20 protein-coding genes and 1 pseudogene are annotated in these 23837 nt (G+C 71.4%); 10 read left to right on the top strand and 11 right to left on the bottom strand.

Translation table 11 applies throughout. The annotated features are described in order from the left end of the window. Position 1: 1 nt before the first annotated feature. The 5 genes and pseudogenes from ACWC94_RS22275 to ACWC94_RS22255 all read right to left on the bottom strand — a co-directional run. Complete coding sequence (locus tag ACWC94_RS22275) at positions 2-1318, bottom strand: DUF4255 domain-containing protein (protein ID WP_450798625.1); 1317 nt, start codon at positions 1316-1318, stop codon at positions 2-4. 1012 nt (positions 1319-2330) lie between these two features. Further along, the gene (locus ACWC94_RS22270) at positions 2331-3068 is read right to left on the bottom strand and encodes a hypothetical protein (RefSeq protein WP_450798624.1); all 738 of its coding nucleotides are present in this window, start codon (positions 3066-3068) and stop codon (positions 2331-2333) included. Between the two features lie 4 nt (positions 3069-3072). Further along, entirely contained in the window at positions 3073-3594 is a 522-nt protein-coding gene (locus ACWC94_RS22265; RefSeq protein WP_450798623.1) for a phage tail protein, read from the bottom strand. A 10-nt stretch (positions 3595-3604) separates the two neighbouring features. Continuing rightward, entirely contained in the window at positions 3605-5584 is a 1980-nt protein-coding gene (locus ACWC94_RS22260; RefSeq protein ID WP_450798622.1) for a phage tail sheath family protein, read from the bottom strand. 613 nt (positions 5585-6197) lie between these two features. Then, positions 6198-7700: pseudogene (locus tag ACWC94_RS22255) on the bottom strand (DUF4118 domain-containing protein); the annotation flags it as partial. On the opposite strand from ACWC94_RS22255, the gene ACWC94_RS22250 reads away from it, so the two are divergent. The 4 genes from ACWC94_RS22250 to ACWC94_RS22235 all read left to right on the top strand — a co-directional run bounded on the left by ACWC94_RS22250 (position 7699) and on the right by ACWC94_RS22235 (position 12339). Beyond that, positions 7699-7947: a hypothetical protein gene (locus tag ACWC94_RS22250; RefSeq protein ID WP_450798729.1), complete on the top strand. Its 249-nt coding sequence runs from the start codon at positions 7699-7701 to the stop codon at positions 7945-7947. The pseudogene ACWC94_RS22255 and the gene ACWC94_RS22250 sit on opposite strands and share 2 nt — an antisense overlap. Before the next feature lie 93 nt (positions 7948-8040). Further along, complete coding sequence (locus ACWC94_RS22245; RefSeq protein ID WP_450798621.1) at positions 8041-10323, top strand: ATP-binding protein; 2283 nt, start codon at positions 8041-8043, stop codon at positions 10321-10323. Between the two features lie 168 nt (positions 10324-10491). Continuing rightward, the gene (locus ACWC94_RS22240) at positions 10492-10995 is read left to right on the top strand and encodes a hypothetical protein (RefSeq protein ID WP_450798620.1); all 504 of its coding nucleotides are present in this window, start codon (positions 10492-10494) and stop codon (positions 10993-10995) included. A gap of 102 nt (positions 10996-11097) precedes the next feature. Further along, positions 11098-12339, top strand: a complete 1242-nt coding sequence (locus ACWC94_RS22235; RefSeq protein WP_450798618.1) for a serine hydrolase domain-containing protein — start codon at positions 11098-11100, stop codon at positions 12337-12339. Positions 12340-12571: 232 nt separating this feature from the next. Here ACWC94_RS22235 and ACWC94_RS22230 read toward each other — a convergent pair whose 3' ends face one another. The 3 genes from ACWC94_RS22230 to ACWC94_RS22220 form a co-directional block, all read right to left on the bottom strand. After that, entirely contained in the window at positions 12572-15070 is a 2499-nt protein-coding gene (locus ACWC94_RS22230; protein WP_450798616.1) for an ATP-binding protein, read from the bottom strand. A 416-nt stretch (positions 15071-15486) separates the two neighbouring features. After that, positions 15487-15612 carry a hypothetical protein gene (locus ACWC94_RS22225; protein WP_450798615.1) on the bottom strand — a complete coding sequence of 42 codons (126 nt, stop codon included), beginning with the start codon at positions 15610-15612 and terminating at the stop codon, positions 15487-15489. 102 nt (positions 15613-15714) lie between these two features. Continuing rightward, positions 15715-15984, bottom strand: coding sequence for a hypothetical protein (locus ACWC94_RS22220; protein WP_450798613.1), 270 nt, complete (start codon positions 15982-15984; stop codon positions 15715-15717). A gap of 608 nt (positions 15985-16592) precedes the next feature. Here ACWC94_RS22220 and ACWC94_RS22215 point away from each other — a divergent pair. After that, positions 16593-17033 carry a hypothetical protein gene (locus ACWC94_RS22215; RefSeq protein WP_450798612.1) on the top strand — a complete coding sequence of 147 codons (441 nt, stop codon included), beginning with the start codon at positions 16593-16595 and terminating at the stop codon, positions 17031-17033. 37 nt (positions 17034-17070) lie between these two features. Here ACWC94_RS22215 and ACWC94_RS22210 read toward each other — a convergent pair whose 3' ends face one another. From ACWC94_RS22210 to ACWC94_RS22200, 3 genes are read right to left on the bottom strand one after another with little or no spacing between them, the layout of a single operon-like run. Then, a complete protein-coding gene (locus ACWC94_RS22210) occupies positions 17071-17922 on the bottom strand; it encodes a phosphatase PAP2 family protein (protein WP_450798611.1) in 852 nt (283 codons plus the stop codon). Continuing rightward, positions 17919-18737: a polyphosphate polymerase domain-containing protein gene (locus ACWC94_RS22205; RefSeq protein WP_450798610.1), complete on the bottom strand. Its 819-nt coding sequence runs from the start codon at positions 18735-18737 to the stop codon at positions 17919-17921. The genes ACWC94_RS22210 and ACWC94_RS22205 overlap by 4 nt, the downstream gene beginning before the upstream one ends. Next, positions 18734-19387, bottom strand: coding sequence for a DUF4956 domain-containing protein (locus tag ACWC94_RS22200; protein ID WP_450798609.1), 654 nt, complete (start codon positions 19385-19387; stop codon positions 18734-18736). Before ACWC94_RS22200 ends, ACWC94_RS22205 begins: the two co-directional genes overlap by 4 nt. Before the next feature lie 153 nt (positions 19388-19540). Here ACWC94_RS22200 and ACWC94_RS22195 point away from each other — a divergent pair, with 153 nt between their 5' ends. From ACWC94_RS22195 to ACWC94_RS22175, 5 genes are all read left to right on the top strand, one after another. Further along, positions 19541-20212, top strand: coding sequence for a response regulator transcription factor (locus ACWC94_RS22195; protein ID WP_450798607.1), 672 nt, complete (start codon positions 19541-19543; stop codon positions 20210-20212). After that, positions 20209-21582: a HAMP domain-containing sensor histidine kinase gene (locus ACWC94_RS22190; protein ID WP_450798605.1), complete on the top strand. Its 1374-nt coding sequence runs from the start codon at positions 20209-20211 to the stop codon at positions 21580-21582. Before ACWC94_RS22195 ends, ACWC94_RS22190 begins: the two co-directional genes overlap by 4 nt. Before the next feature lie 150 nt (positions 21583-21732). Further along, on the top strand, positions 21733-22059 hold the full coding sequence (locus ACWC94_RS22185; protein WP_450798604.1) for a PadR family transcriptional regulator: 327 nt from the start codon (positions 21733-21735) through the stop codon (positions 22057-22059). Next, positions 22056-22412 (top strand): DUF1048 domain-containing protein, encoded by a 357-nt coding sequence (locus ACWC94_RS22180; protein WP_450798603.1) that lies wholly within the window; start codon positions 22056-22058, stop codon positions 22410-22412. Before ACWC94_RS22185 ends, ACWC94_RS22180 begins: the two co-directional genes overlap by 4 nt. Position 22413: 1 nt before the next feature. Continuing rightward, the gene (locus tag ACWC94_RS22175) at positions 22414-22740 is read left to right on the top strand and encodes a DUF1048 domain-containing protein (protein WP_450798602.1); all 327 of its coding nucleotides are present in this window, start codon (positions 22414-22416) and stop codon (positions 22738-22740) included. Positions 22741-23837: the final 1097 nt, after the last annotated feature.

The raw sequence follows: 23837 nt of genomic DNA, 5'->3' as shown, positions 1-23837 counted from the left end.
GTCACAGTTCCACCCCTGGTTCGGTGTACCGGCCGGACGCGTCCCGGGTGAGCGGGCTCTCTGCGCCGTCGACCGAGAGTCGTACGACGTAGCGGCCCCGGGGAACGCGCTGGAACGGAAAGGAGATCGCCGTGGAGTCGGTCGATCCGGCCTGTACGCCGTTGTCCGGCGGAGCGTCCAGCGCGGTCCGGTACGCCGGGCGCCCGGTGGGCGGGCCGATCTCGTTGACCAGCAGGCTCACCCGCTGGATCGCGGTCACGGGGGGCTGGACGGACACGTCGACGGTGCCCGAGGCCACCGGCCGTCCGTTCACCGACTCGGTCGCCGAGATCCGTACGGTGGCGGTGATGACCGGCACAAGGACGAAGGCGACGCTGTTCGAGGGGTACGGGAGGAACCGGCCCTGGTCGGTGTCCGAGGGCGGCCCGCCGGCCGGGACGTCGATGCGGACCTGCACGGGAACCACCCCGGCCCTCAGCTGTGGCGCGATGTCCCGCAGAGCGAGGGTGATGCCGGACTCCTCGACCTGGTCCGCCGTCAGCGCGTGTTCGAACCCGCCCACCGACACCACGCCCGGGACACCGAATCCCCTTCCGACGAGCACCACGGTGCTGCCAGGGGTGATCGGGGCTCCCTCCGTGACGTTCTCCACGGCATCGAGCACGGGCGGCAGCTGAGCCCGGCTGGTGCCGGCCACCGGCTCGGCCACCGGCAGTGCGCGGCGGCGTGGCCGTCTGCTGTCGATGAGGACCGCGCCCGCCGTGAAGGCGGCGGTGAGCCGGTAGTGGGCCTGCGTCGCCGACCACAGCTTGGACACCTCGTCGGGTGTCATCGCGGCCGGCGTGATACGGATGAGATCCACCTGGTCGGCGAGTCCCGCCTGCCCCAACTCCGGGGGCAGCGAGGGGTCCTGGCCGACCGGGTCCAGCGCGTTCCTGATCACCTCGCGGCTGAGCACGGGCTCGTCGTGCAGGGCCCGCAGCGCGTGGCCGAGGATGATCTCTCCGGCGTACATGTCCGCTCCGTACGGCGTCAACAGATAGTGCAGGTCCAGGCCGAGTGGCGGGGCGTCCATCGGTGATCCGGCGGAGTCGGCCGCGGGAAGTCCCGCGCCGCGCCACGCCGGGTTCGGGGTGACCTGGTGGAGGAAGACGTTGAGCTGGGCCACTTCATTGCTGCCGACGGTGATCCGGTCCGGCGGCACAGCGGTCACCGTCACATTGGCGGCGGGTCCGGACAGCTGGGCCGCGGCGAGGTGCTGGGTCAGCCGGTTGCGGAGCACGGCGGTGACGGCGGCGAGGGCGAAGCCGGTGCTCAAGCGCCGCCCTCCAGTCGTGCCAGGTACCGGTCGAGGGCGGGCGCCGTCGACGCACGCTCCGGTGGGGCGGCAGGGGCTGACGGTGGGGTGGGCCGGGTGACGGCATGGATCTCGATCCGGCCGACGGACACGACGACCGGCGGTGGTGACGCTGACGGTTCCGTACGGGCCGTGTCGGCGGCCGGGACGGTCGCCGCACGGGATGCCGGGGGCGCGGGCGGGGTCCGACGGCCGACGCCGCCGGGGAGGGCCACCGCTCGTTCTGCACCCGCCGCAGCCGCGGAGCCCCGGGTGCGGCTCTCGGGCTCGTGGGCCCTGTCGAGCCCTTCGCTCCCATGTCCGTCGGGCCGGCCGACAACGTGGAGTCCGTCGGGGCCGGCAGGGGCAGACCCTCCGTCATGTTCCGCGTCCGGCCCGGATACGACAGGTCGTCCGGCCCCATGTCCCGTGACGGCCAGGGGTGTTGCGGTGACCGGGCGTGGGTGCCGCACCGGGTCGGCCGGGGGTGTGGGGCGTACGGCCGTGTCCTGCACGCGGGCAGACCCGGCCGGCCGGCCCGGTCGGGCACCCGGCGCGTCGGCAGGACGGCCGGGGGTGTCGGCGCCGGTCTGCCCCTTCTGGGGCGACACCGCCGCGGTCACCGCGGCCGGGCTCCCGCCCTGGGGGTCGTGGGCAGGCGGGTCCGCGGCAGGTGTGTCCCGCCCTGGACCGGTGAGAGGTGATGGTCGGGGACCGGCCGGAAGGGGCGCTGGAGGCGTGGAGTCGGGGGTCGAGGGCACGGCCCAGGACTCGCCGGGGCCGGTGCCTGGCGGGGCAGGAAGGCCGAGGGGCGGGCCACCGGCGTGGCCGGCTCCCGTCGGGGGGTGCGCGGTCGCGGAGCCGGGCTGCCGGTCGGTCAGGGCGTACGGCCCGAGAACGGGGCCGGCGCCCGGTTCGAACCGCGCTCTCGGCCTCGGCCGTACCGTGATCGCCTCTCCGACGGCCAGCCGTGCCAGGGCTTGGAGGAAACCGCTCATCCGATCAGCTCCAGATAGCCGGCACGACGCAGCGGATCGAGGCTGAGGCATTCGCGTTCGCTCCAGCCGTAGACGGCTGCGAGCCGGTGCACGTCCATCAGCAGCTGCCGTGCGCGGTCCTCGATCTCCTCCCAGTACAGCGACGCGGGGTCCACAGTCGCTTCGAAGGTGCCTCCGCAGTCCGGGCAGTCGGTCCGGATGCGCAGGTCGGCGCGTCCGTCGAGGCGGCGCAGTTCGGCGTCGAGTGCCTGGACGAGCTCGGCCTCGGGGATCGTGTCCCGCACTCGGTCGTACTCGGCGCCGAACCCGTCGGCGGACAGGCAGGCGTGCCACAGTACCCGGGCGGCCGAGTCGGTATCCGGGCAGGCAGCCGCCTGCTCGATGTCACCGACGGTGGGCACTCTGAACCGGAGGACGGCGTCGCCGAGGCGGAGTCGGCACACGGCGTCAGCCGGCTCTTCCCCCGGCTCGTCCGGGCCGAGCAACTCCCTTGGATCGAGGCTGACTTCCAGGCGCTCGCCACAGGCGGGGCAACGGACCTCGCCGTCGAACCGGCAGCCGAAGGTGGTCAGCCGGTCCCGCAGGAGCAGTTCGTTGCACCGTCCGACGCTCAGCCTGGCCAGCTCCTCCCGGGTTCGGTCGGGCTGTGAGGCCGCGAGCAGCAGGAGCCGCCTGGCCTCGGGGCGCGTTCGCCCCTGACTCCACACATCGAGGATCCGGGCTTCGTCCATCACATGCCTACGGTTCGACGAACGACGGCTCCGCGGGCTCGACCACCTCGTAGTCGCGCTCCCATCCCTCGTTCTCCAACTTGAGATGCTGAATGGCCACCGCATTGGCGTTGGCGTCGAGATCCGGCAGCGCCTGGAACTCCGAGACCCAGGCGCGGAACACCTTGTAGCTGAGCGCCAGTTGACCGGCCTCGTTGTAGACCTCGATCACCAGGTCCTTGCGGAAGTCCCTGAGCGAGCTCTCGGCACCGAGCGCGGATCCGAAGTTCCACACCTTGTTGGCCCATTGCTCGAACGCGGAGTCGTGCGTGACCCCACGTTCCAGTGTGATCGCCTCGAACTCGGTGCGTCCCGGGGTCTTCCGGCTGGTGCTCGGGTCTCCGCCGTCGCGGTGCTTGACCACCTCGGTGGTGCGCTTCAGGGCGCTGACCTTGCTGACCCCGGCGACATACCGGCCGTCCCAGCGAACCCGGAACTTGAAGTTCTTGTACGGGTCGAAGCGGTTGGAGTTGACGGTGAAGGAAGGCATGACGAACCTCTCAGCCCTGCGTCTGACCGGTCAGCTGCTGGATGCGGATGAAGACGAACTCGGCGGGCTTGAGCGGGGCGAACCCCAGGAGGACGTTCACGATCCCGCGGTCGATGTCGTCCTGGGTGGTGGTCTGGGCATCGCACTTGACGACGTACGCCTCGCGGGGTGTCGTCCCCTGGAAGGCTCCCTGGCGGAACAGTTCGTGCATGAAGGAGGTGAGGTTGAGGCGCAACTGCGACCACAGCGGTTCGTCGTTGGGCTCGAACACGGCCCATTGGGTTCCGCGGAAGGCACTCTCCTCGATGACCTTGGCCAGTCTGCGCACCGGCAGGTACTTCCATTCGCTGGCCATGGCATCGGCACCGTCGAGTGTGCGCGCGCCCCAGCTGACGCTGCCGTAGACCGGGAGGGTTCGCAGGCAGTTGAGGCCCAGCGGGTTGAGGACGCCGTTCTCCGCGTCCGTGAGCGGGCAGTCCAGGCCTCCGGCGCCCAGGAGTCTGGCTTCGGTGCCGGCGGGGGCCTTCCAGGGGCCTCGCGCGGCGTCCGTACGGGCCCACAGGCCGGCGACAGTGCCGCTGGGCGCGACGGTACGGAGCCGGAATCCATTGAGTGGGTCGGGGATGCGCAGCCGGGGGAAGTAGGCGGTGGCGTCGGGGCCCTTGGCGGTCAGGCCGGAGCTGATCCAGTCCAGCGCCCCGTCGACGTCGCGCACCGTCGGCGGCGGATCCACGATCAGCATCGCCCGGCGCTTGGCGCACAGCTGCATGGCGGCGGTGAAGACGGCGTTCGGATCCCCCACACCGGGATCCAACGCATGGGGGTCCGACGGCTTGGCCCGGGTGGCGTCCGGGATACTGAGGATCGTGAACAGATCGACCCGGTCGAGTGCATGGATGCCGGTGAACGCGTGCTCGTCCCCGACAAGCTCCTTGGCACCGGGCAACCGGGTACCGTCCGAACCGGCCGCCGAAGCAGTCTGGGCCTTGACCGAACGGCCCTTGCCGAGTCGGTAGCGGCCGACGTTGGCCTTGGCCGAGTCCAGTTTGAGCAGCGGCAGGATGCTGGCGCCGTCACCCTCGGCAAAGGTGATCACGGCGTCGACGCCGTCGGGTACCAGGTCGGGATCGAAGTCGCTCACGACCCGGATCCCGCCGCCGCCGGGCGAGGACACACAACGGACTCGGGTGCCTGCGCGCTGGGTGGACAACACCGCGTTGATCTTGCGTTCGAGCAGGGAGCACAGGCCCGCGACCGACGTGGGGACCGGCTCTCCCTGGCCGATGACGACGACCGAGTCGCCGCCTGCCGCTCCCACCGCGGGATCGCTGATGACCTTGAGCGTGAAGTTCTTGTCGTTCTTCAGAGCCGACAGATCGATGTCACCACCCGGCGTTCCGGTGGCCATGGGCCGGGCGGCACCCTCCACGACGTTCACTCGCACCATGCGCGATCCGTTGTCAGGGTCCGCCAGCACCGCTTGCGCGAACCGGCCACTGGCCGGATCCACGCTCACGCCCCGGAAGCGCTCGGTGGCACCGGTCGCCAGGTCGGTGACCGTCAGATTGAACGACTTGGTGTCCGCCGCGGGGATCTGGTCGTAGTCGACCTCGATCACCACGTCGTTGGCCCAGGCGCCCGGGCTGAGAGCGGTGATGTCCAGGGAGCCCTTGGCGCCGTTCTCGGTGCCGCTGCGCACGGAGACCTTTGCGGGCGCCGCATCGGGCTTCGGTACCCTGACCACATAGGCGTCGGAGCCGCCGTTGACGAAGAACTGGTGAATCGCGTAGCTCAGTTCGCTGTCCTGGTCGAGTCCGCCGAAGTCGCGTTCGTAGTCGCCGAAACTGGAGATCCGCGTCGCCCGGTGCTCAGGTCCACGCTGGGTGTAGCCGACGAACGCGGTGATCGAGGACGGCACGGCGACGACGGTCCGCGTACCGCTCTTCACTTCATCGATGTAGATGCCGGGATACGTCGGTACGACAGCCATGGGCGGAATTCCCTCTTCTCGCGACGCAGCAGCCCTCGGCTCCGATTTCGACATATCAATTACTGAGAGTCAAATAACCTCGACACAAAGTCATCAGTGTGGCCCGGTTGCCGTCACTTCCACCAGCTGTTTCCACAGGAAGCCGAGCCCGGCCCGGCCACGGGCGTGGCGCCGCCAGGGGCGCCCTGACGGAGTCTGGGGCCGACGGCTCGGGTCGCCACTTGGCCGGCCGCCTGGCCCCCGCCGCCCGGCGCGGGCTCGCCCAGGCCGAGCGGCTGACGACGATGTCGACTGGCCCGGCGGCGTGCTGTTGGGCGCGGATCGACGCGGGGTCGATGCCGATGTCCCAGTCGATGCCGCCCGCAGGCTCGGCGACGGCCTGAATGCGCTGGAGCAACCTCTCAGTCGTTGGATGATCCTGTTGATCACCAGATGGTGGCGGATCGCCGAGCGGTTGTGCGAGGCGATCAGCCTGAGATGTGGGTCGTTGACGGCGTGTCGTTTGCCAAGTGGGGCACCGCGCCTGGCAGGGGGTGGCCGTGCTCGTGGGAGTGGGCTCTGTTCCTGCCCGGGGAATGGACACATGACGACGGTCGGCGCCGGCGGGCCGGCATCCCCGCGGAGGTCGCGCCGGCCGCCCAGGACGCGGTGGTGGCTCCTTGGTCTCGTCCGGAACACCGGCCCGCGGTCCACGACCCGCAGTTCGACCCGGTCGGCCGGGGCGCTCGCGGACACCAGCACCCGCTCTCCCGGCGGACTGTGTTTGACCGCGTTCTCGACGGCGTTGGCGACGGCCCGCTCCAGCAGGCCCCGGTCGACCCACACCATGGGCAGGGTCTCGGGGATGTCCAGGTCCACGCTGTCCTCCGGCACCCCGCCCAGCGCCATGGGCACGACCTCGTCGAGGTCGCTCTCGCGGATGATGGGGGTGACGGTGCCGGTCTGCGGGCGGGACATGTCGAGGAGGTTGCCGACGAGGTGGTCGAGGCGGTCGGCGCCCTCCTCGATGGCCTGCAGCAGCTCCGCCCGGTCCTGTTCGGACCATTCGACGTCGTCCGACCTGAGCGAGGTCACCGCGGCCTTGATGCCGGCGAGCGGGGTGCGCAGGTCGTGGCTGACGGCGGCCAGCAGGGCGGTGCGGATGCGGTTGCCCTCGGCCAGTTCCTTGGCGCGATCGGCTTCGCGCTGCAGCCGTTGACGGTCCAGGACGACGGCGGCCTGCGCGGCGAACGCGGCCAGCACGCGGCGGTCGGCCGCGGGCAGGACGCGGCCGCGCAGGGAGAGGGCCGTGTGGTCGCCGACCGGTACGTCGACATCCGCGTCCTCCGGAACCTCGGCGGGCTCGGGTCCCACGCTGCCGGCGCAGGTCCAGGGCGCGGTCTCACCGGTCCGTTCGAGCAGGGCCACCGACTCCATGCCGAAGGTATTCCCGGACCCGTTCCAACAGCGCCTCCAGAGCGGTCTCACCGCGCAGGACGTTGCCCGCGAGGAAGGAGAGGATCTCCGACTCGGCGCGCAGCCGGGCGGCTAGATGGGTGCGGCGGGCGGCGAGGTCCACGACCGAGGCCACGGACACGGCGACCCCGACGAAGATCGCGATGGCGACGATGTTCTTCGGGTCGGCGATCGTCAGGGTGTGGACGGGCGGGGTGAAGTGCCAGTTGAGCGGCAGGGAGCCGACCACCGCGGAGGCCAGCGCGGGGAAGAGGCCGCCCAGCAGGGCCGCTGCCACCGTCAGGGTCAGGAACAGCAGCATGTCGTTGGCGAGGCCGACGTCCGGCACGGCACTGGTGAGAAGCCAGGTGAGCACGGCAGGGCCGAGCACGCCGACGGCCCAGCCCCAGATGACCCGGGAGCGTCCGAGGCGGGCGCCGCGCGCCACCGGCAGTCCACGGCCCTTGCCCGCCTCGTCGTGCGTGATGAGGTGCACGTCGAGGTCCGGACCGGACTCCACGGCCACCGTGGCGCCGACCCCTGGCCCGAAGACGTACTGCCAGCTGCGACGGCGCGAGACGCCCAGCACGATCTGGGTGGCGTTGACGCCGCGGGCGAAGTCGAGCAGGGCGGCCGCTATGTCGTCGCCGACCACGTGGTGGAAGGTGCCACCGAGGTCTGTGTCCGTGCGCTGCCTGGACGGCGTCTCCCAACGGCTCGTACCGCGTGACGCGTTCGGCGCGCGCGTCGTGATCGATCCCGTCCTCCTGGTGAACAACCCGGACGTGTGGCACCGCTTCGAGACCGCCGCCCGGAAGGCCGCGGACGACGGTCTGCTGCTGTGTGGGCAGACCGCGCTGCGGCGCCTCTCGGCCCGCAGGGACCGCGAGACCGCGCTGGCCCTGTTCAAGGCGTCCGGACTGGAGTGATGCCGCTGAGGACCGAGGGGAAATCACTTCAGTTCGAGCCGGCGCATTTCAGTCAGCCTAGGATCAGCGCGTGGATCCAGAGAAAGGCCGGAAATGCGTGAGGAGTTGACGGAGCGGCTACGGCAGCTGCGTGACCTGACCGGACGGAGCCTGCGCGAGCTCGCCCGCGACGTCCGCGTCAGCAGTTCCTCGCTGTCGCGCTACTTCTCCGGCCAGGCCGTTCCGCCCTGGCCGACGGTGGTGGCGCTCTGCAAGGCGGCCGGTCGTGACCCCAGGCCCCTGCGTGAGGTGTGGGAGCGGGCCAAGGACGGGCCCCGGACGAGCCAGGCCGTCACCGCGCCCGTGCGCAACGACCTGCCACACGACATCACCGCCTTCACCGGGCGCCGGGCGGAGTTGGAGGCCCTCCTCGGCGCCGCGCGGAACACGTCGGTGGTGGCGATCGACGGCATGGGCGGGGTGGGCAAGTCCGCGTTGGCCGTACACGCCGCGCATCAGCTGACCGCCGACTTCCCGGGTGGCCAGCTCTACCTGGACCTGCACGGGTTCACCCCTGGCCGGGAGCGCGTCGAGCCCGCGGAGGCGCTGCGTGTACTGCTGGCCGCGCTCGGGGTGCCGCCCGGCAGGATTCCGGACGGGGTCGCCGAGCGGGCTGCGCTGTGGCGGTCGGAGTTGGCGACGCGGCGCGCGATCGTGCTGCTGGACAACGCCGCCGATGCCGATCACGTGCGGGATCTGCTGCCCGGCGCCGGCCAGAGCTTCGTGGTGATCACCAGCCGCCGGCGGATGGTGGAGCTGGACGGTGTCCAGCCCATCTCACTGGACGTCCTGCCGCCCCGGGAGGCGGCGGAGCTGTTCGTCGCCTCCGCGGGCGGGTCCCGGCCCGGTGACGTCGGCGAGGTGCTGCGCCGATGCGGGAACCTGCCGCTGGCCATTCGGGTGGCCGCCGCGCGGCTGCGGCACCGGCCCTCGTGGACGCTCGACACCCTGGTGGAACGGCTGCGCGAGGGCGAGTTGGCGGTGGCGGACGTGTTCGAGATGTCGCTGCGGCAGCTCGATCCCGCCCAGCGGCGGATGTTCGGCCTGTTGGGGCTGGTGCCGGGCGAGGACATCGACGCGTACGGCGCGGCCGCCCTGGCCGGGATTCCGCTGGCCAACGCCCGTTCCCTGCTGGAGGAACTGGTGGACGTCCACCTGGTCCAGGAGCCTGCGGCGGGACGCTACCGGATGCACGACCTGCTGCGGCAGGCCGCCCGCGCCGACGACGCCGCAGCCGACCCCGTACCGGCGATCGCCCGGCTGGGCGACTACTACCTGAGCGGCATGCTGGCCGTGAAAGAGCTGGTCGAGGTCGTCATCCCGCTGCCGGTCGTCGTGTCGCAGCCGCCTCCCGCCCTTCCTGGCCTCGCCGACCACGACACAGCTGTCGACTGGATGGACACCGAGTGGTTCAACCTCGCCGCGACGTTCTCGCTCGCCGTGGAGCTGGGCGTCGACGCGCCGGCGGTCGGGCTCGGACAGCTCGCCCTGATCTCCCACGCGCGACGCGGGGGCACGGCGCAGCTGCGCCGCGGGCTCGAAGTCAGCATGCCCGCCGCCGAAAGGCTCGGCGAGCGCCGTGTGCTCGCCTCGCACCGGTACCTGCTCGGCGCCGCGCTGATGCGCGAGGGCCGGCTGGAAGAGGCGGTGCCGGAGCTGGAGGCCGCCCGCGTGCTGATGGCCGCTGAGGGCGACATCGTCGGCGAGGCCATCACCCTCCTGCAGTTGGCGGAGATCCGGCTGTACGTCGCCGACGCCGAATCCGCCGTCGAACTCCTGCGCCAGGCAACGGCACTCCTGCCGCCCCAGGAGGCCGCGGCCCGCGTGCAGGTGTGCACCGGTCTCGGCCAGGCCTTGGTGCAGTCGGGGAAGCACGGCGAGGCCCACCGGGTCGTCTCGGAGGTGATCGAGACCGCGCGTGGGCTGGACCGGCAGAAGGAGCGCATGTGCCTGGACGTGCTCGGCCGGGCGGCACTCGGCCTGGGCGACGTCCGCACCGCCCTCGACTGCGCCGAGCAGGCCGTCGCGCTCAACCGGGCCACACGCCACCCCGTCTTCGAAGCGGCCAGCCTCACGGACACCGCCGTCGCCCTGCGCCACCTCGGTCGGGCCGAGGAGGCGACGGCCAGGCACGCCGAGGCCCTCCGCATTCTCGAACGGACCGGTGAGCCGCACCGGATGGTCCGCAGCCTCCTCCCCTACGCGGAGGCATGCCTGGCCATGGGCGACCGGGACGCCGCGCGGCGGCACTTCCGGACGGCGCTGGACATCGCCACCGAACACGGCGTCACCTACCTCGCGTGCGCGGCGCGTTCGGGTCTGGCCCGGGTGTCCTGAGCCTGTCCCAGGTCTGGCATGGGTGTCCCGTCCCGTCCCGGGACACCCGCGCAGCAGTCGTCCGCAGGAGTGACAGCGCAGGTCAGCCGGGTATCTGTGGGAGGTCCCGCGTCCCGGCAGGCGCGGCTTGGCTGTCCCGGACAGGCAACCGCGTAGAGGCTGTTCGCCATGCACACGACGCCTTCGCTGCTCGCCGAACTGGACGCGCTGCCCGCCCGATGGGAAGTACACGGGACGCTCGCCGCACCCGTCCCCGCGGTGGCCGCGCTCCTGCTCACCGTCACCGAGGGCCGGGTCGGCGATGACAACCTGCTGGTGCTGGCCAGGGCTTCGGCCGCACGGCAGGGCGCGATGACCGTCGTGACCGGGTCCGGCGCCGACGCCTACCGCGCCGAACTCGCCGGGCCGGTGGAGCCGGTGGAGGTCCAGGTGGACCGGGACCGGTCCAGGGTGGCGGTGCAGAGCTGGTACGCCGGGGTGCACGCCGTCACCGCCTGCCCCGCGGGCACCCGGGTGACCCATCGCGTCCACCGAGTCCTCCCCGACCATCCGGGGTTCGCGGCCGGGATCGCCGAAATCGGCCTGCGCGCCCGCATGTCACGCGATCTGCGACGAGTGCTGGATGTGATCGCCGACCGGCTCGGCTGCCCGCAGTCCGCTCTCCCGATCTGAGCAGTCCGGACACCTCGGCGCCGATGGGGGCCGCGACCGCCCCCGGTTCGTCCGTTCATCAGCGCGTTCATTCGTCAGTTCATTCAAAGGAGCACACAACCCATGTCCGTCACCCTCACCGAGCAGCACAGCGGCTTCTCCGAAACAGGGCTGCGCAGAATCCGCGACGTGCTGGCACGGCATGTGGAGACCGGGAAGATTCCCGGACTCGTCGCCCTGTTCAGCCGGGGCGCGGAGACGCACGTCGAAACGGTGGGGACGATGCGCCACGACGGTGGCGCGCCGATGCGCCGGGACACGATCTTCCGGATGGCCTCGACGTCCAAGCCGCTCACGGTGGCGGCGGCGATGGTCCTGCTCGACGAGTGCAGACTGCGCCTCGACGACCCGGTGGAGCCGTGGCTGCCGGAGCTGGCGGACCGCCGGGTGCTCAAGCGGATCGACGGCCCGCTGGACGACACCGTGCCGGCGCGCCGCCCGATCACCGTACGGGACGTGCTGACCTCCACGTTCGGGCTCGGCATGGATATGACGTCGCTGGGCACCCCGATCATGAACGCGGTCTTCGAGCAGGGGCTCACGCCCAATCTGCCGGTGCCGATGCCCGAGCCGGACGAGTGGATGCGCCGCCTGGGCGCGCTTCCGCTGATGTATCAGCCCGGTGAGCGCTGGCAGTACCACATCAGCAGCGACCTGGTCGGCGTGCTCGTCGCCAGGGTCACCGGCCAGTCGTTCGAGTCGTTCCTGCACGAGCGCATCTTCGAGCCGCTGGGCATGAAGGACACCGGGTTCCATGTGCCCGCCGGCAAGATCGACCGGCTGCCGACTCTCTACGCCCCCGACCCGGGGACCGGGGAGTTCACCGTCTGGGACGAGTCCGAGGGGGGCCGCTGGAGCAAGCCTCCGGCGTTCCCCGGTGGCGGCGGGGGGCTGGTCTCCACCGCGGACGACTACCACGCCTACTTCCGGATGCTGCTGAACCACGGGATGCACGGGGGCGAGCGGATCCTGTCCCGGTCCGCCGTCGAGCTGATGACCACCAACCGCCTCACGCCCGAGCAGCAGGCCGCCCGGACCGCCCTGGCCACCGAGAACGTCCATGTGTCGTTCGGTCAGGGTCAGCACGGCGGCTGGGGCTTCGGAATGGCGGTGCGCACCTACCGCGGTGACTACGCGCCCGTCGGCCAGTTCGGCTGGGACGGCGGAAGCGGCGCCTCGACCTACGCCGACCCGGTCAACGGGATCACCGGGATCCTGCTCACCCAGGTCGGAGCGTCCGTCCCGGACCCGGTGCACCTCATGCTCGACTTCTGGACCACGCTCTACCAGGCCATCGAGGACTGAGTTCGGCGTGGCCCGTCCAGCCGCGCGGACGGCGGACCGGGCAGGCGCAACCGGTCGGCGACCTGGTCGGGGACACCATCGGCCGAGGGGCTGCCTGCTCGGCCGTGGCGTGCGTGACCGTCGCCGTGGCCATGGCGGTGCCGGGCCCGTGGTCAGGGCGAGCCGGTCCCGCAGAGGCCAGGTGCGGGCGGGGTGTGTGCGGTGCGGTCTCCATGTGTCTGCATGCGTGTACTCATCGTGCGCCTCCTGCGCTCCGCTCGGTGGATCCGGCCCCTACGGGCTGCTCCGCGAACGGCAGCGACACGACCATGGTCAGGCCGCCGCCGGGGGTGTCCTCGGGAGTGAGGGTGCCGTTCATCGCCTCGGTCAGGCCCCGGGCAAGGGCCAGTCCGAGGCCGAGTCCGGTGGTGTTGTCGTTGTCGCCGAGCCGCTGGAAGGGTTCGAAGATCCGTTCCCGGCCGGTCTGCGGGAGTCCGGGGCCCCGGTCGACCACGCGCAGTTCGACGCGTCCCGCCAGGGCGCTGGCGGTGACCAGCACCTTGTGCCCCCGCGGGGTGTGGCGGACGGCGTTGGAGGCGAGGTTGGCGATCACCCGCTCCAGCAGCGGCGGGTCGGCGAGCACCGCCGGGATCTTCTCGACGTCCGCCGCCTCGACCCCCGGCACGTCCGCGAGCGCCATCGGCAGAACCTCGTCCAGGGAGGTGGGGCGCAGGTTCAGGGTGAGGGCGCCGGCCTCCAGGCGGCTGAGGTCGAGGAGGTTCTCCACGAGGCGGTTGAGCTTGGCCATGGACTCGTCGGCGGTGGCGAGGAGTTCGTCACGGTCTTCCGGTGTGAACTCGACATCTGGGCTGCGCAGGGAGGTGACGGCGGCCCAGCCCGCGGCGAGCGGGGTACGCAGGTCGTGGCCGACGGCCCGCAGGAGCGCCGTACGCAGCCGGTCTGCGGCCCGTACCGGCTCCACCTCGGCCGCCGCCTCGGCCAGCCGGGCCCGCTCCACCGCCGAGCCGACGTGCGCGGCGAACGCGGCCAGCACCCGCCGCTCGGAGGAGGAGAGGGTACGGCCGCGCAGCACCAGGTACGCGCCCGGACCGGCCGGTACCGATGTGGCCCCCTCGGTATCCGACGGCGCGTCCGCCAACTCCACCGATTCCATGCCGAAGGTCTCGCGGGTGCGCTCCAGCAGGGCCGGGATCGTCGCCTCCCCGCGCACGATGGTGCCGGCGAGGGACGACATGGTCTCGGCTTCGGCGGTGGCCCGGGCCGAGCGCCGGGACAGCCGCAGCGAGCGGTCGACGACCCCGGCCACGATGGCCGCGACGACCGCGAACACCCCGAGGGCGAGCAGCGCGTTCGGGTCGCCCAAGGTGAAGGCGCCGATGGGCGGGATGAACCAGTAGTTCAGGAGCAGGGACGCCGTCACCGACGCGATCACCGCCGACGCGACCCCGCCTATGCAGGCAACACCCACGACCGCGAGCAGGAACAGCAGCGCCTCACTGGTCAGGTCCAGTGCCCCGCGCACCTGCGCCAGCACAACGGTGAGCAGCATCGGCAGGACGAGACCGGCCACCGGTCCGGCGATCAGCCGGGCGGTGGAGAGCGTGCGGCGCCGGGACGGCAGGAGGGTGCCGCGCCCGGCCCGCTCGTGGGTGACCCGGTGGACGTCGATGTCACCGGACAGCTCGGTCACGGTCTCGCCCGTGCCGGGCCCGGTCAGGAAGCGCTGTAGACGACCGCGTCTGCTGGTGCCGAGGACGAGCTGGGTGGCGTTCTCGGCGCGGGCGAACTCCACCAGGCCGGTGGCCACGTCGTCACCGACGACGGAGTGGTAGCTGCCGCCGAGATCCTCCACCAGCCGGCGCTGCCGGGCGAGGGAGGCGGCCGAGACACCACCGGCCAGACCATCGCTGCGGGCAACGTGCACGGCGAGCAGGTCCCCGCCGGCCGACCGGGCGGCGATCCGGGCGGCCCGCCGGATGAGCGTGTCGCCCTCGGGGCCACCGGTCAGAGCGACGACGACACGCTCCCGGGTCTCCCACACCCCGCCGATGCCGTGCTGCGAGCGGTACTCCTGCAGCGCCTCGTCCACCCGGTCGGCCACCCACAACAGGGCCAGCTGCCGCAGCGCGGTCAGGTTACCGGGCCGGAAGTAGTTCGCCAGGGCCGCGTCGATCTTCTCCGGGGCGTAGATGTTGCCGTGCGCCATCCGGCGGCGCAGTCCCTCGGGCGGCATGTCCACGAGCTCGAGCTGCCAGGCCCGGCGGACCACCTCGTCGGGCACGGTCTCGTGCTGCGGAACGTGGGTGATCTTCTCCACCACGTCGTTGAGGGATTCCAGGTGCTGGATGTTCACCGCGGTGATGACGTCGACGCCCGCGGCGAGGAGTTCCTCGATGTCCTGCCATCGCTTGGGGTTGCGGCCGTCACCGGGGACGTTGCTGTGGGCGAACTCGTCCACGATCGCCACCTGCGGGCGGCGTGCCAGCACCGCGGCCAGGTCCATCTCCTCGAAGCCCCCGCCGCGATACGTGCAGGACGTGCGGGGGACGACCTCAAGGCCGTCGATCATGGCCTCCGTGTGCGGACGCCCGTGGCACTCCACGAAGCCCACCACCACGTCCGCCCCGCGCGAGGCACGGCGTCGCCCCTCGTCGAGTATCCGGTAGGTCTTGCCGACCCCCGGGGCCGCACCGAGGTAGACCTTCAGTCGTCCGGGCCGTACGTCACTCATCGCCGCCGACGCGCTCCGCTCACTGGCTCAACTCCCCGTGGTCGAGGGGGACTGCTCCCAAGGAAGCCCTTCCGCGGGCCGGGTGGGGTGCGTGTTAGCGAATCCTTGGCGCCGCTCCCGAGGACATTGACGCTGTTCTGACGTGACAAATCGGACCGGTACGCCCGCCGGCTGGTGGTCAGCCCGTCGTCGTACGTGTCGAGGGTCGCGCCCTTGATGCCGTACAGCTTCTGCGACTTGGCGAGGAACGATTCCGCGTACTGCTCGCGGCGATGGGGGGTCGAGGAGGTAGCGTCTCTCGTCGGCGTTGGCGTCGTAGGCGATGGCGCGGGCGCGGGCGACGACGGAGTCGAAGGCGTCACGGCGGGCGCCGCGCAGGTTCCCGGCCGACGAGGTCGGCATCTGCGCGCCGAGGATCACCGCGAGCAGGGGGCGCGGTAGTCGGCCAGGGCGGCCGGCTTGCCACCGGCGTGTCCGTCGTTCTGCAGGGCACGGCCGATCAGCTCCTGGTACTCGGCGAAGTCGTCGGTCAGGTTCTCCACGGTCTTCTCGTCGGCCCGGTCCCCCTGGGCCGCGACGGCGAGGGTCCGCAGGTCATGCGCGATCTAGCGACGGGCATCGCCGTAGAAGCCGACCGCCTTGTCTTACGGCGTCCACAGGCGGCCCTTTCCGGCGTCGCCGCTGGACAGCAGGATGTTGGCGGCCTGGGCGTCCATGTCGTTCAGGTCGAGGTCGGAGGCGCTGGTGGTGCGCGGGGCGTCCCGTCCGGCCACGCTGTCCCAGGTGCCGTTCGCGGCCGGCCCGGCGACGGTCAGCAGCGCCGTCACTGCGGTGGCGAGCACGAGCGTGGCCGCGCGCATAAGGCGCAGCCGCGCGGGCGCGGTGGCCCCGAAGCGGCGGCGCAGAGCGGCCACGGCTCGCTGCCCAGGCGCAGCCCCGGACCCGGTCCGGCCGGTCGCGAATACCCTCGTCTTCGCAGTCCGGGGCTGCCCCCGGGCTGGGCGACCACAGTCCGTGGCGGTGCCCCTTGCTCGGTCCGAGGACCCTGCGCTGATCCGGCCGTGAGAGCCACGGTCCCTCCAACGTCACCACCACGGACGGTCGCCCGTCCCCGTTGCTGATCAGTCTGCGACCGGATTCAGCCACCCGTGTCTCGTCTTGACGTCTCCCTGATGGCTACTCAGCCGTGTTTGACGGGACTTTGACGGCGCTCACGCCCGCGCCCGTATGGGTGCCGCAAATTCATTGCTCAGGCGAGCGGTTGGGGCGGCGAGCGGCGTTAGATTCGCTGTCGGCCGCCGCCGGGGCCACGGACGTCAGTGGCCCCGCACGAAGGGTGGAGTCCCCACTCCGCGGTGACGCGAAGGCGGTCCGGAGTGTGTCCGAGGGGACACGCGCCCGCGCAGGACGCCTGTCGTCGCCTCATCGCCGGCGTCCGTGCGCCGCCGTGCGGTGCCGGGACCCCGGCACCGCACGGACCTCCCCCTCCGTCCGATTCCCCCGACAAGACACGAAGGTGTCCATGCTTCCCGCCGCCCCCGAGCAGGCTCCCCCGTCCCGTCCCGAGCGCGCGTCCCGGTCCGGATCGGAGGGAAGGGGGAGACGCCGCGCACCGAGCGGGCTGTTCGAACCGGTCCAGCTCGTCCGCTCGTCCCCCGAGGGGCTGCGCAAACTGCACCCGCGCGCCCTGGTTCGCAACCCTGTCCTGTTCGTGGTGTCCGTCGGGGCGGTCCTGACCACCCTGTCGGCGCTGCTCCATCCCGCCGTCTTCACCTGGGTCATCAGCCTGTGGCTGTGGCTGACGGTCGTCTTCGCCAACCTCGCCGAGGCCGTCGCCGAGGGCCGCGGCCCCTTCGGTATCGTCGTCCCGCCTCGACCAGGCGGATCGCTGACGGCGCCCGCCTGCCACACGGGGAACTCGGACAACCCGATGACGGAAGTGCAAGCAACGGGCTCCACGTGAGGCGCGGGGCGGGCAGATCGCCAAGGGTTCAGGGATGTCAGTGTCCGCTGACGGCGAGTTCGTAGTCGCCGATCAGGTCGCCGAGCAGGGTGCCGGCGGTGAGGTCGCTGGTGACGTGTCCGGCCATGTAGAGGCGGGAGTAGAGGACCTCGTCCTGCATCCACTGATATTCCTCGGCGCGGTGCGGGGAGAGGGCACCGAGGAGGGTGACGGCCGCGGCGGAACGGGCGGCGTGTCGCGAGGGGTAGGAGTACGGGCCCTTGGTGCCGGGCTTGATGTGCTTCTCCGGGCGCAGGGTCGGGTCCAGGACATAGGGGGCCGGCTGCTTGTCCTTGGCCGCCAGTTGGTCGCAGACCGTCTTGGCCAGACTCAGGGCCGCCTTGAGCTCGGCCTTCTCCGCCGTGCCCTGCGCGGCGGGGGCGAGCTCGCTCTGGTCGTGGAGGTAGAGCTTCCAGACGTCCTTCTTGCCGTTGAGCTCCAGCCAGGAGGCCGCCTTCTTCCCCGCGGCCGTACGGGTCCTGGCGAGGGCCTGGACCTGGTGGAGTTCGGCGGTGCGCTGCTTCGCCGTGGGCGGGGCGGGGATCTGCCGGGCGGCCCACGCGGCGAACGCCTTGTCGTCGCGGGTGGCGCCGTGCGCCTTCTTCCACTGGGCGAAGAGCGTGTCGGCCTTCGCGCGCTGGGCGTCGGCGAGCTTGCCGACCGGGGCGATCTGGGCGTCGGTGAAGAGGGCCGGGGGCGGGTTCTGCTTGATGCGGTCGGTCGCCGAGAGTTTCAGCCCGGGGAAGCCGATGGCCGCCAGCTGCGGTCGCAGCAGGCCGAAGGAGGCGGCGGCCACGGCGAGCAGCGCGATGACCGCGTACGGCCATCTGATGCCGCGCAGGACGTTCATGCGGCGGGGGTCCTTTCGAAGAGCGGTATCGTACGCGCCCCGGTGGTGAAGTGGGTGCGGACGAGGCGGCGTACGTCGTTGTCGGGGAGGCCCGGGGTGAGCAGGGACTGGCCGACGACGTACTTGCTGAGGGAGACGGGCCTGCCGCCCAGGCCCAGCAGCAGCCGGTCGGCCGTGGCCGGCCGGACCCCGCCCTTGGTCTCGACGAGCACATGGCCGGCATCGAGCGCGGCGGTGCGGTCGCCCTGGTGGCAGGTGAGTGCGCCGTCGAGGGTGACGCGGGTGCCGCGGTCCAGGTCGGCGAGGGTCGCCCGGACGTAACGGACCTCTGCGGCGGGGGCCAGCTCCTTGGCCGTGACAGGAATGCCGGACGCGGCCAGCACCTCGTCCACGAACTCGGCTGCCCGCGCGTCGAGTTCGCCGTACGCGGCGGCCGGGACCTTGAGGGCGTGCTTGACCGTGGCGCCGCGGCCGTCCTTGGTCTTCACCTCCACCCGGCACAGTCCGTCCTCCGCGTACCGGCGTGTGCGGACCTTCCAGCGGCGGCGGCGCCCCTGGACGTGGGCCCGCCAGGCACCGAGCTGCTCGGTGTCGAAGTAGGTGCTGAGGTAGCTCGTCGTACGGCGGCCGGACAGGTCGAGGACATGGTGGCTGTCGGCGAGCCGGGCGACGAGGTCGCGGGCGCGGTCGAGGGGGAGGAGGTACTTGCGGTCGGTGCGGTGCTGCAGGGCCGCTGCCGCGTCGACCTCGGCCAGCGTCGCGCCGCGCAGTGCCGCAAGACCCAGACCGGCGCCGAAGGAGGACGCGGAGGTCATGACACCATCACCTGCTCGCGCGGCTCGGCGTCCGGGGCGGCCTCCGACTCACCGGACCGAACGGGGTAGCGGGCCGAGACCCGGGTGGTCTCACGGACGTAGTCCACCTCGTCGACGACCACGGACAGGGGAGCCTGGCCGAAGCGGAGCGCCACGTCGTGGGCGATGAGCGCGGGCTCCGGATAGACCCGGTCGAGGGTGAGCTTGACCGTCCGGGTCGGGGGCTCGTACGACTTCGGGTCGTCCACCAGCAGGACCGCCAGCAGCACAACGGCGTCCAGTACGGCGACGAGCCACATCTGCCGGTGCGGCAGCCCGGTGCACAGGGCGATGACCAGGGTGACGAAGGTGTAGGCGACGTCGCGTAGGGTGAACGCCGCGCTGCGCAGGCGGACCAGGGAGAGGATGCCGAAGAGGCCGAAGCCGACCCCGGCCGGGAACTTTCCGGCGCTGATCGTGCTCATCGCGGCGAACAGGCCGATGTTCAGCGCGGCCAGCACCAGAGGCATCGCCGGGGCGCTGGGGCGGCGCCGGTAGAGCCAGCCGACCAGGATCAGCAGCGCCATGACGTCGAGACCGCCGCGGGTCATCAGGTCCATGGGCGCGATGTGGCCGGCGATGCCCTGTGCGGCGAGCACCAGTGCGTGCATGTCTGTCCCTTCCGTCCCGGCGCGTGGGACCGGCGGACCGGTCGCGGTCCGCGGAACACCGCGACGTGAACGACGGTAGGGAAGTCACATGAACAGACCATGAAGCCTCCCGGGTGCCCCGCGCCGGTGGTGCGTGCGGTTAGCCTGGCCGCCATGCACTACCTGGTCGTCGACGACGAGACCCGCCTCACGGACCTGGTCGTCCGCTACCTCACCGAATCCGGGCACACCGCCGAGGGCCACTACGACGGACCGTCCGGGCTCGCCGCCGCCCGCGCTCCGCGCGTGGACGCCGTGGTCCTCGACGTCATGCTGCCGGGCATGGACGGGGTCGAGGTGTGCCGGACACTGCGCGACGAAGGCATCGACATCCCCGTCATCCTGCTCACCGCGCGCGCCGCCATCAGCGAACGGGTCGCCGGCCTTGACGCCGGCGCCGACGACTACCTGGTCAAGCCGTTCGCCATGGAGGAGCTGCTCGCCCGGCTGCGCGCGATATCCCGGCGCCGCCCCGAGCACTCCCGGCGGCTGAAGGTCGGCGACCTCGTCCTCGACCCGGAGCAGCAGCGCGCCTGGCGCGGGGAGACCGAACTCGACCTCTCCCGCCGCGAGTTCGATGTGCTGCGGGTGCTGATGGAGAACGCCGGTCGCGTGGTCACCCGCCTGCAGCTGCTCGACGAGGTCTGGGACGGCGAGACCGACCTGCGCAGCAACGCCATCGACGTCCACGTCTCCAAGGTGCGCGCCAAGGTCGACCGCGCCTTCGACCGTACGACGATCACGACCCTGCGCGGACGCGGCTACCGCCTGGAGAGCACCCCATGACCCTGCCCGGCCGGCTGGGGCCGTGGTTCCGGCGGCCGCCCGTCGTCACGCGCCTCGTGCTGGCCGTCTCCATCACCATGTCCCTGGTGCTGACAGGGGCGGCCGGACTGGTCTACTGGCGGGTCATGACCGCCCTCGACCAGCAGCTGAACGACGACCTGACCACCTACCGGCACAGTCTCGACCAAGCGGTGCGCGCCGGAACCCGGCTCCCTCCCGGCCCCAGCGGCAGCCTCCAGCAGGTCCTCGACGCGCACGGCCGCGTCCTGCGCTCCAGCGACTCGCTCGGCCACCAGCCGCTGCTCACCCCCGCCGAACTCCGCGCCGTCACGCGTGGCACCACGGTCCGGCGTGACGTCGGTTCCCTGCTTCCGATCACCCCCGGCACCCTGCGGCTCCAGGCGAGACGCGTCACGGTGGACGGGCAGACCCGGATCGTGATCGCCGCCGTCCGGCGCGGCCACCGTGACGAGGCGCTGCGCGAACTCCTCGCCCAACTGGCGATCGCGTCCGGACTGACCCTGATCGCCGCCTCCTACGTCGGCTACCGCACCGCCCGCGCCGCCCTGCGCCCCGTCGAGCGGTACCGCAGCGGAGCCGCCACCCTCGCCGACGGCGCCCAGAACCTGCGCCTGGACGTGCCGGCCGACCACGACGACGAGATCACCCGACTCGGCCACACCCTCAACCACATGCTCGACCGCCTCGAGGAGTCCGCCGAACGCGAGCGCCGGTTCGTCGCGGACGCCAGCCACGAGCTGCGCACCCCGCTGTCGCTGCTGCGGGCCGAGGTCGACGTCGCCCTGCACCGGCCGCGCTCGGCCGGGGAACTCACCGAGACGCTGCGCTCCGTGGATGCCGAGGTCCAGCGCCTGATCGACCTCACCAACGCGCTGCTGGACCTGGAGGAACTCGGCAGCACCCAGCACATCACCCGTGGCCCCGTGGAACTCTCCGACCTCGTCGCCGCCGCCGTCGCCCCGCATCTGCGCACCGCCGAACGGGCCGGGCGCGCCGTGACCGTCGACACCGCTCGCGCGACCGTCGACGTCGACGCCCGGTGGCTGCGGCCCGCGATCGGAAACCTACTCGACAACGCCCTCCGCCACGGCCAGGGGGCCGTCCGCCTCACGGCCACCGTCCGGGACAGCGGGCTGCGGCTGTGCGTCACGGACGAGGGGACCGGCTTTCCACCGGAGTTCCTGCCCCGGGCGTTCGACCGCTTCGCCCGCGGCGAGGCCAGCCGCACCAGTGAGGGATCCGGACTGGGGCTCGCCTTCGTCCACGCGGTGGCCACCGCCCACGGCGGCACCGCCTCCGCCGAGAACACCGGGCGCGGGGCCTCCGTCACCCTCGACCTGCCCTGCTGACCAGCGCACGAGCTCGGCCCGGCTGCTCAGCCACTACGGATACTGGGCGGTGGGCACGGTATGTGTTCCTGACCCCGAAACGCTATTCGGTGGTACCGTATAGCGGTACTCGGTACTACGTAGTACCGGGAGGGCGGAATGGGAGCCGCGATGGACGACCTGACGGAGATGCTGAAGGGCACGCTCGAGGGCTGCGTGCTCGAAATCATCGGCAGGGAAGAGACCTACGGGTACGCCATCACGCGCCGGCTGAACGAGCTCGGCTTCGCCGACGTCATCGAGGGGACGGTGTACACCATCCTGCTGCGACTGGAGAGGAACGGACTCGTCCAGGTCACGAAACGACCGTCCGAGGTGGGCCCGCCACGCAAGTTCTACGCGCTCAACGACGCCGGGCGCGAGGAGCTCGCGACGTTCTGGGCGAAATGGCAGTACGTCTCATCACGCATCGACAGGCTCAGGGAGGGCGGGAGATGAACTTCTGGGAGACCATCACAGGCAGCGATCTCACCAGGGAATGGAAGGCGTTCGAAGCCCGGGCAGAGGCGTTGCCGGCCGACTACCGGGCGGCGTGGGAACAGATCAAGGGTCACCTCTTCCCCTACGCGGGCTTCACCGGCCGCAACCTGATGCCGATCCTCGACGCCGCCCTGGGACTGCTCGAAGAAGCATCGGCGGACGGACAGAGCGTCCACGAGGTCCTCGGCGACGACATCCCGGGCTTTTGCACGGCGCTGGCCGGCGGAGAGGGGGCCCGGACCTATCGCGACCGGTGGCGCGAGCAGTTGAACAGGAACGTCGCAAGGAAATTGAGCCGGCTGGGAGGCTGACGTGAGCATCCAGGACATCATCGAGGGAAAGAAACAGTGGCGGGCACACGTGGCTCGGGTCAAGGCGCTCCCGCCGGACTACCGGATCGTCTACAAGGAGATGCAGAAGTACCTCTTCAAGGTCGGACCCCTCGACCTGCCCGACGGGCCCCTGCTCCCCCAAATCGTCGACTTCTTCGAGGAGGGCGTCGCGGCCGGCAAGGGGGTCCTGGAACTCATCGGCAACGACGTCGCCGCCTTCTGCGACGACCTGGTCAAGGACTCGCGCACCTACGCGGATGTCTACCAGGAGGCCATCAGCGGGAAAGCCGGCACGGACGACAAGTAACACCCGCCACCGTCAAGTCAGCAGGCGTAAGACAGTAGTCGCTCAGTGGACGTCGACGTCGTGGACGGACCACCCGCGGCACGCCGGACCGTCACCCGGGCGTTGAGGACAGCCCGTTCGAGGTGGCGGTCGAGTGGGCTCGTCAGCAGGTCTTGCAGAAGCAGGCGTGCCCGGCCTCCAGCTGTCGCCGGGGCGCGATCCAGTCGTCTCAGCGAGGGCAGGCCGCGGGAACTGGCGAGTCGGGCCACGTCACGGATTGCGTTCCACAGGAGTGTGACGGCTGCGTGGTTGTCGCCGGACCGTCCGGAGGCGGCCTCCCCGGCAGGCCTGTTCGGGGGAGGCAGGAACGGCGGCTTCGAGTTCGAGGTGTCTGGGCGGCCACTTCTTCCTGACCGAGCACATCGGCCCGTTCATGGACCTGCTCAAGCGGCACCTCGCCGAGCAGTCCGCCGTCCTGCCGTAGGCCGCGCGACATGTGCCGGTGTCTCAGCGGCCGCGTCCGCCGAAGGGACCGCGGTCGCCGAACGGGCCGCGGTCGCCGGACCGCCCTCCGCAGAGGGACGCAGTCGAACACGGCCACGTTCGGCGGAGGCCGTGTGCATGGTCGCGCGCGCTGCGCGGTCTCCGCCTGGTGTCCGTCGCCGGCGACGGGGCTCAGCCCGATCGTGCGGCGCTCCTTCGCCTGCCGCGCCCGCCGGTCGCCGCACGGAAGGCCGCCGCCACCCTCGCCCTCGCTCAGCCACCGCCCGTCCATCACCACGACGCAGTAGCCGAAACGCCACTTGTACTCCGGACGGCGAAGCCAAGATGATGGGTGCTCGGTGGCCCTGTGCCACGGTTCGACTGCTCCTGTGCACCTCCACGAGACGGCGAAGGAGACACCGATGAGCGCAGCCGGAGAATCCACCCCCGGAGGCACAAGCGAGTTGATCGCGGCCTCGACCACACAGACCTCGCTCGTCAGAACGTGTGTTCCGGACTGCACCGTTACTCCTCTGGTAGACCTGGCCGAATGCGACTCCTACGTGCTCAGTCGCCTGCTGTGGTCCGGGCGAGCCTCTGGCGTGTGCTTCAACTCCGCCCTCTGACGGGCCACG

The organism is Streptomyces sp. NPDC001135 (assembly GCF_053598395.1).
This window is presented reverse-complemented; position numbering and strand designations above follow the sequence as displayed.

What these genes read in the sequence shown, in the direction of transcription:
- ACWC94_RS22265 (WP_450798623.1), bottom strand. Translation starts at nt 3,594, where the DNA reads ATGCCTTCCTTCACCGTCAACTCCAACCGCTTCGACCCGTACAAGAAC.
- ACWC94_RS22260 (WP_450798622.1), bottom strand. Translation starts at nt 5,584, where the DNA reads ATGGCTGTCGTACCGACGTATCCCGGCATCTACATCGATGAAGTGAAG.
- ACWC94_RS22245 (WP_450798621.1), top strand. Translation starts at nt 8,041, where the DNA reads ATGCGTGAGGAGTTGACGGAGCGGCTACGGCAGCTGCGTGACCTGACC.
- ACWC94_RS22240 (WP_450798620.1), top strand. Translation starts at nt 10,492, where the DNA reads ATGCACACGACGCCTTCGCTGCTCGCCGAACTGGACGCGCTGCCCGCC.
- ACWC94_RS22235 (WP_450798618.1), top strand. Translation starts at nt 11,098, where the DNA reads ATGTCCGTCACCCTCACCGAGCAGCACAGCGGCTTCTCCGAAACAGGG.
- ACWC94_RS22230 (WP_450798616.1), bottom strand. Translation starts at nt 15,070, where the DNA reads ATGAGTGACGTACGGCCCGGACGACTGAAGGTCTACCTCGGTGCGGCC.
- ACWC94_RS22215 (WP_450798612.1), top strand. Translation starts at nt 16,593, where the DNA reads ATGCTTCCCGCCGCCCCCGAGCAGGCTCCCCCGTCCCGTCCCGAGCGC.
- ACWC94_RS22210 (WP_450798611.1), bottom strand. Translation starts at nt 17,922, where the DNA reads ATGAACGTCCTGCGCGGCATCAGATGGCCGTACGCGGTCATCGCGCTG.
- ACWC94_RS22205 (WP_450798610.1), bottom strand. Translation starts at nt 18,737, where the DNA reads ATGACCTCCGCGTCCTCCTTCGGCGCCGGTCTGGGTCTTGCGGCACTG.
- ACWC94_RS22200 (WP_450798609.1), bottom strand. Translation starts at nt 19,387, where the DNA reads ATGCACGCACTGGTGCTCGCCGCACAGGGCATCGCCGGCCACATCGCG.
- ACWC94_RS22195 (WP_450798607.1), top strand. Translation starts at nt 19,541, where the DNA reads ATGCACTACCTGGTCGTCGACGACGAGACCCGCCTCACGGACCTGGTC.
- ACWC94_RS22190 (WP_450798605.1), top strand. Translation starts at nt 20,209, where the DNA reads ATGACCCTGCCCGGCCGGCTGGGGCCGTGGTTCCGGCGGCCGCCCGTC.
- ACWC94_RS22185 (WP_450798604.1), top strand. Translation starts at nt 21,733, where the DNA reads ATGGACGACCTGACGGAGATGCTGAAGGGCACGCTCGAGGGCTGCGTG.
- ACWC94_RS22180 (WP_450798603.1), top strand. Translation starts at nt 22,056, where the DNA reads ATGAACTTCTGGGAGACCATCACAGGCAGCGATCTCACCAGGGAATGG.